12 protein-coding genes are annotated in these 12,786 nt (G+C 51.3%); 5 read left to right on the forward strand and 7 right to left on the reverse strand.

Going from position 1 to position 12,786, the window contains the following annotated elements:
- Positions 1 to 363: 363 nt before the first annotated feature.
- Together pntA and pntB are read left to right on the forward strand one after the other, a co-directional pair.
- Entirely contained in the window at positions 364 to 1,893 is a 1,530-nt protein-coding gene (pntA, locus tag FHD02_RS03820; RefSeq protein WP_137370571.1) for a Re/Si-specific NAD(P)(+) transhydrogenase subunit alpha, read from the forward strand.
- 10 nt (positions 1,894 to 1,903) lie between these two features.
- Positions 1,904 to 3,292, forward strand: coding sequence for a Re/Si-specific NAD(P)(+) transhydrogenase subunit beta (gene pntB, locus FHD02_RS03825; protein WP_038640472.1), 1,389 nt, complete (start codon positions 1,904 to 1,906; stop codon positions 3,290 to 3,292).
- Positions 3,293 to 3,334: 42 nt separating this feature from the next.
- Here pntB and FHD02_RS03830 read toward each other — a convergent pair whose 3' ends face one another.
- Complete coding sequence (locus tag FHD02_RS03830) at positions 3,335 to 4,186, reverse strand: aldo/keto reductase (RefSeq protein ID WP_061381383.1); 852 nt, start codon at positions 4,184 to 4,186, stop codon at positions 3,335 to 3,337.
- Between the two features lie 261 nt (positions 4,187 to 4,447).
- Here FHD02_RS03830 and FHD02_RS03835 point away from each other — a divergent pair, with 261 nt between their 5' ends.
- Entirely contained in the window at positions 4,448 to 5,644 is a 1,197-nt protein-coding gene (locus tag FHD02_RS03835) for a multidrug effflux MFS transporter (protein ID WP_220393592.1), read from the forward strand.
- A 30-nt stretch (positions 5,645 to 5,674) separates the two neighbouring features.
- On the opposite strand, the gene FHD02_RS03840 is transcribed toward FHD02_RS03835, so the two are convergent.
- Positions 5,675 to 6,709 carry an AI-2E family transporter gene (locus FHD02_RS03840; protein ID WP_220393593.1) on the reverse strand — a complete coding sequence of 345 codons (1,035 nt, stop codon included), beginning with the start codon at positions 6,707 to 6,709 and terminating at the stop codon, positions 5,675 to 5,677.
- 416 nt (positions 6,710 to 7,125) lie between these two features.
- On the opposite strand from FHD02_RS03840, the gene mdtJ reads away from it, so the two are divergent.
- The gene (gene mdtJ / locus FHD02_RS03845; protein WP_167371265.1) at positions 7,126 to 7,491 is read left to right on the forward strand and encodes a multidrug/spermidine efflux SMR transporter subunit MdtJ; all 366 of its coding nucleotides are present in this window, start codon (positions 7,126 to 7,128) and stop codon (positions 7,489 to 7,491) included.
- A complete protein-coding gene (mdtI, locus tag FHD02_RS03850) occupies positions 7,478 to 7,807 on the forward strand; it encodes a multidrug/spermidine efflux SMR transporter subunit MdtI (RefSeq protein ID WP_038640477.1) in 330 nt (109 codons plus the stop codon). The genes mdtJ and mdtI overlap by 14 nt, the downstream gene beginning before the upstream one ends.
- 34 nt (positions 7,808 to 7,841) lie before the next feature.
- Here the strand turns inward: mdtI and FHD02_RS03855 are convergent, their stop codons facing one another.
- The 5 genes from FHD02_RS03855 to msrP all read right to left on the reverse strand — a co-directional run bounded on the left by FHD02_RS03855 (position 7,842) and on the right by msrP (position 12,630).
- Positions 7,842 to 8,663, reverse strand: coding sequence for a serine protease (locus tag FHD02_RS03855; RefSeq protein WP_220393594.1), 822 nt, complete (start codon positions 8,661 to 8,663; stop codon positions 7,842 to 7,844).
- 270 nt (positions 8,664 to 8,933) lie between these two features.
- Positions 8,934 to 9,326 carry an acid resistance repetitive basic protein Asr gene (gene asr / locus FHD02_RS03860; protein WP_079224300.1) on the reverse strand — a complete coding sequence of 131 codons (393 nt, stop codon included), beginning with the start codon at positions 9,324 to 9,326 and terminating at the stop codon, positions 8,934 to 8,936.
- 137 nt (positions 9,327 to 9,463) lie between these two features.
- On the reverse strand, positions 9,464 to 10,951 hold the full coding sequence (locus FHD02_RS03865) for a carboxypeptidase M32 (protein WP_220393595.1): 1,488 nt from the start codon (positions 10,949 to 10,951) through the stop codon (positions 9,464 to 9,466).
- A 47-nt stretch (positions 10,952 to 10,998) separates the two neighbouring features.
- Positions 10,999 to 11,625: a protein-methionine-sulfoxide reductase heme-binding subunit MsrQ gene (gene msrQ / locus FHD02_RS03870; RefSeq protein ID WP_137370577.1), complete on the reverse strand. Its 627-nt coding sequence runs from the start codon at positions 11,623 to 11,625 to the stop codon at positions 10,999 to 11,001.
- On the reverse strand, positions 11,626 to 12,630 hold the full coding sequence (gene msrP / locus FHD02_RS03875; RefSeq protein WP_220393596.1) for a protein-methionine-sulfoxide reductase catalytic subunit MsrP: 1,005 nt from the start codon (positions 12,628 to 12,630) through the stop codon (positions 11,626 to 11,628). It abuts the gene before it with no gap.
- Between the last annotated feature and the right edge of the window lie 156 nt (positions 12,631 to 12,786).

The following is a 12,786-nucleotide window of genomic DNA, read 5'->3' on the forward strand; positions in this document are numbered from 1 at the left end:
TTCGGCGTTTGGAGGCTAAAACTGATAAAACAGTTGAATTTCATAAGTTAATTTAATGTTAACCAATTGTTCTGTGGTGGTGCTTAATCATGTTTTGCCGCTTCGCTTGAGCGAATTATCAGTCATTGCGGGCTATTTAAAGGGCATTATCCCTGTCTGCGGGCGAATTCATCCCTGTTTTGCGAATTTCATAATAAATACTGTTTTTTGGCGCTAGATCACAGGCTCCATTTTCAGTAGGTTATACAGAGTTTGTTACTGTTTTATTTTATTGAGGTAACACTGACCTCTTTCGAGAGTGCGCGCATGCCTCGTGCGAACATTGATAAACCATCATCATAAATACAGATGGAAGGGAACATTATGCGAATTGGCATACCAAAAGAACGGTTAACCAATGAAACCCGTGTCGCAGCTACGCCGAAAACGGTTGAGCAGCTGCTGAAGCTGGGTTTTAGCGTCGCGGTTGAAAGCGGCGCAGGTCAACTGGCGAGTTTTGACGATAACGCGTTTGTGCAGGCAGGCGCAGAAATTGTGGACGGGAATGCTGTCTGGCAGTCAGAGATTATTCTGAAGGTCAATGCGCCGGAAGAGGCGGAAATTCCGTTGCTGAATCCGGGCACGACGTTGGTGAGTTTTCTTTGGCCCGCGCAAAACCCGGAGCTGCTGCAAAAGCTTGCAGAGCGGAATGTGACGGTGATGGCGATGGACTCCGTGCCGCGTATTTCGCGTGCGCAGTCGCTTGATGCCTTAAGCTCGATGGCGAATATCGCCGGCTATCGCGCCATTGTTGAAGCCGCACATGAATTTGGCCGTTTCTTTACCGGACAGATCACCGCCGCGGGCAAGGTTCCACCTGCCAAGGTCATGGTGATTGGTGCTGGTGTGGCGGGGCTGGCAGCGATCGGGGCGGCAAACAGCCTGGGCGCTATCGTCCGCGCGTTTGATACCCGTCCGGAAGTGAAAGAACAAGTTCAGAGTATGGGCGCTGAATTTCTCGAACTGGACTTTAAAGAAGAGGCGGGCAGCGGCGACGGCTACGCTAAGGTGATGTCCGAAGCATTCATCAAAGCCGAGATGGCGCTTTTCGCCGCTCAGGCAAAAGATGTCGACATTATCGTTACAACGGCATTGATCCCGGGCAAACCAGCGCCGAAACTGATCACCCGCGAAATGGTTGATTCGATGAAAGCGGGGAGTGTAATTGTCGATCTCGCCGCGCAAAATGGCGGTAACTGCGAATATACCGTGCCAAACCAGGTGACCACCACCGCGAACGGTGTGAAGGTTATCGGTTATACCGATTTGCCAGGTCGTCTGCCGACGCAGTCTTCCCAGTTGTACGGTACCAACCTCGTCAACCTGCTCAAACTGTTGTGCAAAGAGAAAGACGGCAACATTACCGTTGATTTTGACGATGTGGTGGTGCGTGGCGTGACGGTGGTTCGCGAGGGTGAAATTACCTGGCCTGCGCCACCGATTCAGGTTTCAGCTCAGCCGCAGGCTGCGCCAAAAGCGGCTCCAGCGCCGAAAGAAGAGAAAAAACCTGTTTCACCATGGCGTAAATATGCGCTGATGGCGCTGGTAGTCATTTTGTTTGGCTGGCTTGCCGACGTCGCCCCGAAAGAGTTCCTCGGTCACTTTACGGTGTTCGCGCTTTCCTGCGTGGTGGGTTACTACGTGGTCTGGAATGTGTCGCACGCGTTGCATACTCCGCTGATGTCCGTGACCAACGCCATCTCCGGGATCATCGTTGTCGGTGCGTTGTTACAAATTGGCCAGGGTGGCTGGGTGAGTTTCCTGAGCTTTATCGCGGTGCTTATTGCCAGCATTAATATTTTCGGTGGCTTCACCGTGACTCAGCGCATGCTGAAAATGTTCCGGAAAAACTAAGGGGTAACATATGTCTGGAGGATTAGTTACAGCTGCATACATTGTTGCCGCGATCCTGTTTATTTTCAGCCTGGCGGGACTTTCCAAACACGAAACCTCGCAGCAGGGTAACAACTACGGTATCGCCGGGATGGCGATTGCGCTGATTGCGACGATTTTTGGCCCGGATACCGGTAATGTTGCCTGGATCCTGGTGGCGATGATCATCGGCGGCGCGATTGGTATCCGCCTGGCGAAAAAAGTCGAGATGACCGAGATGCCGGAGTTGGTGGCGATTCTGCACAGCTTCGTTGGTCTGGCGGCGGTACTGGTGGGCTTTAACAGCTACCTGTATCACGATACGGGCCTGGAACCGATTCTGGTGAACATTCACCTGACGGAAGTGTTCCTCGGTATCTTCATCGGTGCGGTGACCTTTACCGGTTCCGTGGTGGCCTTTGGCAAACTGCGCGGCAAGATCTCCTCTAAACCGCTAATGCTGCCAAATCGTCACAAGATGAATCTCGCGGCGCTGGTCGTTTCCTTCTTGCTGTTGGTGGTGTTTGTTCGTACTGAAAGCGTTGGCCTGCAGGTTCTGGCGCTGCTGGTGATGACCATCATCGCGCTGGCCTTTGGCTGGCATCTGGTGGCGTCCATCGGTGGGGCAGACATGCCGGTAGTCGTTTCAATGCTCAACTCCTATTCAGGTTGGGCGGCGGCAGCGGCAGGCTTTATGCTCAGCAACGATCTGCTGATCGTTACCGGTGCGCTGGTAGGTTCGAGCGGTGCGATCCTGTCTTACATTATGTGTAAGGCAATGAACCGTTCGTTCATCAGCGTTATTGCGGGCGGCTTCGGTTCTGATGGCTCATCTACGGGTTCTGATGAAGAAGTGGGTGAACACCGGGAGATTAATGCAGAAGACACAGCAGAAATGCTGAAGAACTCGCACTCCGTGATCATCACTCCGGGCTACGGTATGGCGGTGGCTCAGGCGCAATATCCGGTGGCGGAAATCACTGAGAAGCTGCGTGCCCGCGGCATCAAAGTGCGTTTCGGGATCCACCCGGTAGCAGGGCGTTTGCCGGGTCATATGAACGTGCTGCTGGCGGAAGCCAAAGTGCCATATGACATCGTGCTGGAAATGGATGAAATCAATGATGATTTCGCCGACACCGACACCGTACTGGTTATTGGCGCCAACGATACGGTAAACCCGGCGGCGCAGGATGACCCACGCAGCCCGATCGCCGGTATGCCAGTGCTGGAAGTGTGGAAAGCGCAGAACGTTATCGTGTTTAAACGTTCAATGAACACCGGCTATGCTGGCGTACAAAACCCGCTGTTCTTTAAAGAAAACACCCATATGCTGTTTGGCGATGCCAAGGCCAGCGTGGATGCGATTCTGAAGGCGCTGTAATCGTTAGCCAAAAGTAAGACGGCCTCTGCGGAGGCCGTTTTTTTAAACGTCCAGCTTCCGCTGGGTGATCCATTCCACTCGAGCCGGATCTCGATGCGAGAAAAACGCGCTGCTTCCGCTGTCCATGGCGGCAATTTGCGTCATTTCTTCCGGGGTTAAGCTAAAATCCAGCACCTGAATATTTTCGGTCATACGCGTTTTACGCACGGTTTTCGCCAGTGAAATAATTCCGCGCTGATAAATCCAGCGCAGCACGATCTGACCAATGCTTTTGCCGTATTTTTCCCCAATAGCCGCTAAAACCGGGTTCTGAAACAGGTCATTACGCCCCTCGGCGAACGGTGCCCAGGCTTGTGGTTGAATGTTTCTGCTCTGCATCCAGGCAACCGCATGTGGCTGTTGATGGAATGGGTTTACCTCAATCTGGTTTACGGCAGGAATCACGCGATTGAAGGCCATTAAATCAGCCAGTCGATCCGGATGAAAATTACTCACGCCAATCGCACGGATTTTTCCTTCCTCATATAATTCCTCCATAGCGCGCCAGGCACCATGTACATCTCCATAGGGCTGATGGATTAAATAAAGATCAATATAATCAAGCTGAAGGCGGTGCAGGGACCGAGTAAATTGCGCCTTTGCGCCGGAATAGCTTGCATCTTGTAACCACAACTTGGTGGTCACGAAAAGCTCATTACGTGGCACACTGCTTTGCTTGAGTGCGTTCCCTACTTGAGCTTCATTCAGATATGAGGCAGCGGTATCAATCAGGCGATAACCTGAATCAATGGCATCCCGTACGGCTTGCTCGCATTCGGCGGCATCGGTCATTTGATAAACGCCAAAACCAAGCAAGGGCATCTCAACACCGTTATTTAGTACTTTTGTATTCATGGGATTCTCCTGAGCATTCATCTTTGTATTGACCGCAGATTAGCAATTTTCTGTTGGTACTATTAGTCTGTGAATCCCGCATGGACCTATGAGTTAAATTCATTTCTGGATAGCAAATACTGGCGTTGAATCACAATATCTGCCGCTAACGTTGCCATTATTCATGATTATGGTTCATAAACTTATGCCGTTTTAGCCCTCTAATCACCGCAATACGTCGCATATATACTGCGGTCTGTTTCTTCAACATGACAGAGCGCTATGCGTAAAAATGAACAGGCATCGCCGGTGGCTACAGCAAGCCACACCGGCCTTAGTTTTATTCTGATCCTCAGTGGCCTGATGGCCTTTACCTCACTTTCTACCGATATTTATCTTCCGGCAATGCCGACAATGGCCACGGATTTACATGGCAATGTAGAACTTACGATCACCGGATTTTTTGTAGGTTTTACTATCGCACAGCTGATTTGGGGACCGATTAGCGATCATCTGGGCAGGCGTAAACCGCTGTTTATTGGCATGGTGCTTTTTATCATCGGGTCTGCAGGATGTGCGATGTCTACAAGCATCACGCAGATTGTTTTCTGGCGGGTATTTCAGGCCCTTGGCGCCTGTACTGGGCCTATGCTGGCCCGGGCAATGATCCGCGATCTCTTTGCGCGTACCCGTGCGGCGCAAATGCTCTCGACGCTGGTGCTGATAATGGCGATTGCGCCGATAGCTGGGCCATTGATTGGCGGGCAAATTATTCGCCTGAGCACCTGGCACGCAGTTTTTTGGCTGCTGGTGCTGATTGGCGCGCTAATGTGTGTCTCTTTATGTTGGCTACCAGAAACACTGCCTGAAGCAAAACGGGTAAAAGCTTCTCTGACGGGCGCATTTCGTAATTACCGTTCCCTGTTATCTAATGGGCGTTTTATGCGCTACACCCTGAGCCTGACGTTTTATTACGTCGGCGCGTATGCGTTTATTACCGGATCGCCATTTGTTTATATTAGCTATTACCATGTTGATCCTCAGCATTATGGCTGGCTGTTTGCGCTAAATATTGTCGGCGTCATGGCGATGAGCGTGGTAAACCGTAGGCTGGTGCAACGGCATCCCCTGGAGCAACTGCTGAAATATGCGACGATGCTGGCGGCGCTGGCTGCGGTTGCGCTTGCCCTGTTGGTTAAGCTGGAGTGCGGGGGAATTGTGGCCATTATCATTACCATATTCCTGTTGTTCTCAATGAACGGCATTATTGCGGCCACCTCAACGGCCGCAGCGCTGGATGCGGTACCGAACATCGCTGGTTCAGCCTCCGCGCTGATTGGCGCATTACAATACGGTAGCGGCATTATCTCATCATTACTGCTGGCCGCGTTCAGTGACGGCACGCCATGGACCATGGCGTGGATAATTGCGTTATTTACGTTGTTGAGTGCCACCCTGGCGCTACGTGCTAAACGATAAACGAAAGCCCCGCGCAGGCGGGGCGACAATTTACGCTTTGTTGAGATCGCTAAGCAGAACGGCAATGCTTTGCCCGCCGTTGGTTTGCTCAAGCGCAATTTTGACGATGATGGTCAGCGGGACAGAAAGCAGCATCCCCACAGGACCCAGCAACCAGCCCCAGAAGATCAACGACAGAAACACCACCAGCGTGGACAGTCCAAGCCCACGTCCCATAATCCGCGGTTCGAGGATATTCCCGAACACCAGGTTAATGATCAGATAACCCGCCAGCACCACCAGGGCGTCGTAAAGACCGTTAAATACCAGCACCTGAGCAATAGGGGGGATGGCTGCCAGCACGGAACCGATATTAGGAATATAGTTGAGGGCAAAGGCCAGCAATCCCCAGACAAAGGCAAAGCGCACGTCGAGGGCGGCGAGCATGCCCCAGGCGACCAGTCCGGTCACAATGCTGATTGCCGTTTTTAGTACCAGATAGTGCGATACGCTGTCGATGGCGCGTTGAATCGCTGCCATTCCCTCAATAGGCCGGCTCATCATTTGTTTCAGTTTGTTGGGCAGTTGCGGGACTTCCAGCAGCATAAAAACCACCGTCAGCAGCAGTAAAAATATCGATGACATGGCATTAGACAGCTGCGTCAGTAAATTAGTGACCAGCGTCATGGCCGCGTTCGGATCAATGTATTTGACGAGCTCATCCACGGAAACGCCGATCCCTGCGCGCTGTAGCCACGGCTCGAGATTTTTCAGCGGGATAACCAGTGAAGAACGGTATTGCGGTAGCGTCCGCGCAAGCTCATTTAAGGATGTACCTAAGTAGGCTAATAGCAGCACCATTAGCATCACAATAATGACGATCAGCAATGACACTGCGAATACGCGCGGTATGCGAAGTTTCACCATGCGTTGCACCACAGGGTTCAGCACAACGGCAATAAATAATGCCAGAATAAAGGGCACGATGATATCTGCGGCAAAGCGGATGCCGCTCAGTATGATAACCAGCATGCCCAGCATAATGACTATTTTTAACCCGTTAAGCGTGATGATCGGTTTCGCCATGTGTATTCCTGCGTTTTTAATTTTTGAATCTGAATAATAATGTGATTTGCCTCGAGCCGTTATAACAAAAATCAAACGGGGCTGGTAAAGAAGTGAAAAGGCTTTGAGTTCGTAATGAACCTATGATACAAATCATCTGTGTTTAACTACCGAGGACAATTATCATCCGCGATGATGAGAAGCAACACTGCGGATAATTGTAATATTATGGACAATATGTTCAGGATGTTTTTGCTTTTACCTACACTTCTTCGTACCTCTTCCACTTTCCTGCTTGCGGGTGAGCAACACTGGCGCAACGCGCTTTAGTCCCTTCTTCTGCCTGAGCTGGCGCTGTGCGCTGAGCTAACTGATTTTATTTTTTGGTTTACTGCATGCAGTAGGCCCAAAGGACTATATTCTCAAGCAGGAGAAGCATCATGTTTTACTGGATATTATTAGGTCTGGCCATCGCGGCTGAAATTACCGGTACGCTGTCAATGAAATGGGCGAGCGTGGGCCATGGTAATGCGGGCTTTATTTTAATGCTGGTAATGATCGCCTTATCGTATATTTTTCTCAGTTTTGCCGTTAAAAAAATTGCCCTCGGCGTAGCTTATGCCTTATGGGAAGGTATCGGTATTTTATTTATTACGCTGTTTAGCGTGCTGCTATTTGACGAAACCTTGTCCACGATGAAGGTGGCTGGTCTGGTCTCGCTGGTGGTAGGTATTGTGCTGATTAAATCCGGTACACGAAAACCTGCAAAAGCGGGCAGAGAGGTGACCCATGCAGCAGTTTGAATGGGTACACGGCGCGTGGCTTGGCATGGCCATCGTTCTGGAAATCGTGGCTAACGTCTTTTTGAAGTTTTCTGATGGTTTTCGCCGCAAGGCTTATGGTGTGCTCTCGCTGGCTGCAGTTTTAGCGGCTTTTAGTGCGCTGTCGCAGGCGGTAAAAGGCATTGATCTCTCCGTCGCCTATGCCTTATGGGGCGGATTCGGGATTGCCGCGACGTTAGCCGCAGGCTGGGTGCTGTTTGGTCAGCGTCTGAACAATAAAGGCTGGATCGGCGTGGCATTGCTGTTGGCCGGAATGATCATGATAAAACTAGCCTGATAAAAGTGCTGCCCGTTAATGCGGGCAGCATGTGTTATCCCTTGGCGAGCGCTTCCAGTTTGTCGCGAAATCCGGTCACGGAAATCGCGCGGTTATCTGCCCGCCAGCGATCTTTCGCCGCCGGAGCGGAGCTTTGTACGCCAATCAATTGCCAGCCGGAATCCGTCTTCAGCATCAATGGTGACCCACTGTCGCCCGGGAGCGTATCGCACTGATGTGACAAAACGGTATTTTGCGCCCAGCCGGTTACCACGCAATCCTGATGTGTGTACAAATCGTCAAGATGATCTTCCGGATAGCCCGACTGCGTGACTTGACGATCCGCGGTTTTCAGCGCCGCGGTTAACGCCGCTTTATCACCTTCAAATAATGGCAGCGGCGTGATACCGGAAGGTGGATAACGCAACACCACCAGACCAAAATCCCATGGGGCGGCGGAGGGGGGCACAATCCAGCCATCACCATCGGCTTTTAAACGTTTGCCGAGCGAAGGATCAACCCGGCCTTCAATTCCGTGGATTTCATAACGCCAGATACCCTTTTTCGACACGAAGCGTAACGCTACGGCCTTATCAGGTTTTCCTTTTGGCGGCGTAAGTAAGCAGTGTCCGGCAGTCAGAGCCAGATGGGGGGAAATGAGCGTAGCGGTACACAGATTACCGCTGGCGGTTTCCAGTTGTCCGATAGCGTCCCATGGTGATTGCGTTGGGTCAGTCACCTTAATGCGATCGTCATGTCCAAAAAACAGCGTTTTTATGTTTTCTGCTTCAGCGCTGGACGTTGCTGGCTGTTCCGCATGCGCAACGACAGGAGTTAAAAAAATTGAACCCAGTAACATAGCAATGGTTTTATGCATATCACACTCTGGTGGGGAATTATGATTTTTAACAGCAAACCCTCAGTTAATACTATAGACGGGACGGCGGGAAAGTGGGAGTAAAATCAGATAACTACACTCAGGAAAGATAAAAATGCATGGTGATGAGGGCACAAATAATCAGGGCCGTAAGAATGAACTCAAAGCGGTAATGTGACACCATTTTACCCTCCGAAAGGCGGCGCCAAATCTGGATGATTTAGCGCCGTATGCTACGGCGTGGGGGGCGCCATAGTGACTACAGGCGTGTTATGCAGCAGGCTGAGCGGCTGGTTTCGCGGAGTCGTGTTTTACGGTTTTTTTGGTGTGTTTTTTAGCGGCCTGAGCTTTTTGTTCTGCAGCAGGTTTGGTTGCTGCTTTTTTGGTGTGCTTTTTCGCCGCCTGAGCTTTCTGTGCTGGCGCTTTTTGTTCTACAGCCGGTTTAGTTGCTGCTTTTTTGGTGTGTTTTTTAGCAGCCTGAGCTTTCTGTTCTGGCGCTTTTTGCGTCGCAGTTTTGTGCTGTTTTTTATGATGCGTGGTTTTCGCCGGGGCCGCTTTCGTCGTTGCAGCAGTTGGCGCGGTGGTAGCAGTTGTTTCAGCAGCAAATGCAGCAGAAGACAGACCCATAGCAGCGGCAACAACCAGAGCTAATACTTTTTTCATTCTCATACCCTCGATTTGGTTTTTCATTCAACCCCACTGCGGGGCCGTTGAAATAACTATATCGCTGTAATTACTGGGCTTCCGTGAGTCATTGGTATCGGCGTGTAACGATATGTACAATGACTCACGGCAGGAGATTACAAATAACGGGCTTCCAGGTGAGCGCGGAAATAGCGGCTGCTGAGCGGCTCTCCGGTGGCCTGGGTAATGAGTTGTTCCGTGGTAAAACGACTGCCATGCTGCCAGATATTCTGGCGTAGCCAGTCAAAGAGGGCGCAAAACTCTCCTTGCGCAATCTCCTGGTTCAGATCCGGTAATGCGCGGTGAGCTGCGCTGAACAATTGCGCCGCATACATAGCGCCTAAAGTGTAAGACGGGAAGTAGCCAAAGCCGCCGTCGGTCCAGTGAATATCCTGCATACAGCCATTGCGATAATCCCCCACTGTTGACAGTCCAAGCCAGGCCTGCATCTTCTCATTCCACAATGCCGGAATGTCATCCACTTCAATGTCGCCGTTAATTAATGCTCGCTCGATTTCATAACGCAGGATCACGTGAGCCGGATAGCTTACCTCGTCGGCGTCAACGCGGATAAAACCGGGTTTTACCTGCTGGTTCCAGGCAATGAAATTGCTCTCTTCAAACGCAGCCTGATCGCCAAAATGACGCGTCACCGCCGGAATGAGTCGCGTCAGGAATGCTTTACTGCGCCCCAATTGCATCTCAAAGAACAGACTTTGCGACTCATGAATGGCTGTTGAGCGTGCCAGAGCGATAGGTTGTCCAGACCAGTTACGCGGCAGGTTTTGCTCATAGCGGGCATGACCAGTTTCATGAATCACGCCAAACAGCGCGCTGAGGAGTTCATTTTCGTCATAGCGGGTAGTAATGCGCACATCTTCCGGTACGCCGCCACAGAAGGGGTGTGCGCTGATATCCAGTCGGCCAGCCGTAAAGTCGAATCCTAACTGCGTCATCGTTTCCAGACCCAACTCTCGCTGGACAGCCTTCGGGAAGGGGCCAACCGGGGCGATAAGCGTTTGCTGAGACTGTTTTGCCACTGCCCTGGTGAGTAGATCGGGCAGCCAGTTTTTCACGTCCGCAAACAGGACATCCAGTTGGGCGCTGGTCATCCCTGGTTCAAAGATGTCCAGTAGCGCGTCATAAGGTGAACAGCCTTTAGCGTCTGCACGCAGTCGGGCTTCTTCGCGGCTGTACTTCACGACTTCTTTCAGGTTCTCGGAGAATCCTTCCCAATCGTTCGCGGGTCGCTGGCTGCGCCAGGCATGCTCACAGCGGCTGCCCGCCAGCGACTTTGCTTCTACCAGTGATTCAGGCAGCAGGGATGCCTGGTGATGCAGTCGTGACATTTCACGCAAATTCGCTTGCTCAACATCGTTAAGGTCTTCTTGTTCTGCTGCGGCGATCCACGTTGCTACCTTCGGGTCGGTTAACAGCTGATGCTCAAGCACGCTTAGTTCAGCCAACGCTTCGCCGCGGACTTTACTGCCGCCCGGCGGCATCATGGTAAACATGTCCCAACTGGCGATAGCCGAAAGGTGAGAGAAGCGAGAGAGGCGCTGGAACGTGCGGGTGAGTTGATGGTAATTATCATTGTTACTCATTTTTTGTTCTCGTTCTGTTTTGGTGTGGGTAAGAAGTTTACCGTGATTCATTCACTTTTCATAAACACACCTTTGTATTCGCTTTTGCGTAACAACTTTTTATAGCGAAATACCAGCAGCACAATAAAACAGAAGGCGTAGATAATAGGGGACGGTGACAACACTTTGACCGACCATAGGTAATGAACCGGGAGTAAAATGGCAGTCAGGTAGACGTAGTTGTGCAACGTTTGCCAGCGTTTGCCCATTTTACGCTGGGCGGCCTGCGTGGAGGTCAGCGTCAGCAGGAGTAAGATAACCCAACCCGCCATGCCCAACGTTAGCCATGGGCGTGAAACCAGTTCACGTCCCAACAATCCCAAATTTTGTATACCCAGTTCCAATAGCGCATAGCTGGTCAGATGCAGTGTGGCCCAGGCAAAACACCATAATCCTAACAACCGTCGGGTACGAAACAGCAAAGGCTGCTTTGCATAGCGTGCGAGCGGCGATACCAGCAGGGTAGCAAGCAAAAATTTTAGCGCAGTAATGCCGGTAAAATGCTGAATGTCTTTCCCGGGATCGGCGCCCAACGCACCCTGTTGCACTGCCCAGAAGAGCCATAGCAGGGGTAAAAAACCGGCGAGATGCAGCAGCACTTTCAAGCCAGTTATCTGTTTTACGGTGAGCCTCACTTAAAAATACTCCCGTAGATCCATGCCCCGATATAACGATGCCACCTCCCTGGCGTAACCGTTAAAAAGCAACGTCGGCTGGCGTTGCACATCGAGAATCCCACCGGAACCGATAAAACGTTCCGTCGCCTGAGACCACCGAGGATGATCGACATGCGGATTAACATTGGCGTAAAAACCGTATTCATTCGGTGCTGACATATTCCAGGTCGTCGGCGGGCGCTCACGTGTCAGCTTGATACTGACAATCGATTTAATACCTTTGAAGCCATATTTCCAGGGGACCGTCAGGCGTATCGGCGCCCCGTTTTGCGGCGGCAACGCTTTGCCATACACGCCCACGGTCAGAAGGGTAAGAGGGTGCATGGCCTCATCCAAACGCAGACCTTCAACATAGGGGTATTTCAAGCCGCCACCAATGAAGCGATCTTTCTGACCGGGCATTTCATCGGGGGCGTAACGTGTTTCAAAGGCAACGTATTTGGCGTCGCTGGTGGGTTCAACCTGCGCCAATAATTTATGTAAGGGAAAGCCAATCCACGGCACAACCATCGACCACGCTTCAACGCAACGCGTCCGGTAAATACGTTCTTCTAACGGAAAACGCGTGGTCAGCGCATCATGATCCAACGTTAAGGGTTTGTTCACCTCACCGCTGATGGTTAATGTCCAGGGATCGGTTTTCAGGCTACCGGCGTTGGCGGCAGGATCGGCCTTATCCAGACCAAATTCATAGAAATTGTTATAGCCCGTCACCTTGTCTTCCGGCGTCAGGGGCAGTGTGCTTTGCCAGGCAGCCGGTTTTATGAACTCGAGCGGTTTTCCCGCCGGTGCAGGCGTTCGATCGTTGCCCTTAAACCAATTCAGTAGATTCGCCTGTGTCGGGGAGGAGAGTGAAGCGGCTGCAGCGCCTATTCCAAGCGCTTTGAGGACCTGTCGTCTTTGCATAAAAAAAACTGATTCGGCGGTAACATCAGCTTCCCGAAGTGGACGTTTTTTCTGCATAACTGTTCCTTTTTATTTTCATGTTAAGGAAAACAAAGCGACGTTTCCCTGTTGATGCCTGACTTTCTGTAACGACATCCTGTATCCAGGCGTATCCCAGGATCCTCACGAAAAGTTAAAAATTTTGTGATAACTTCCGCCCCTTGCCTGGGGTAA

Origin of the sequence: Citrobacter sp. EC_71, assembly GCF_019584005.1 — a bacterium.
Lineage (GTDB): Bacteria > Pseudomonadota > Gammaproteobacteria > Enterobacterales > Enterobacteriaceae > Citrobacter > Citrobacter werkmanii.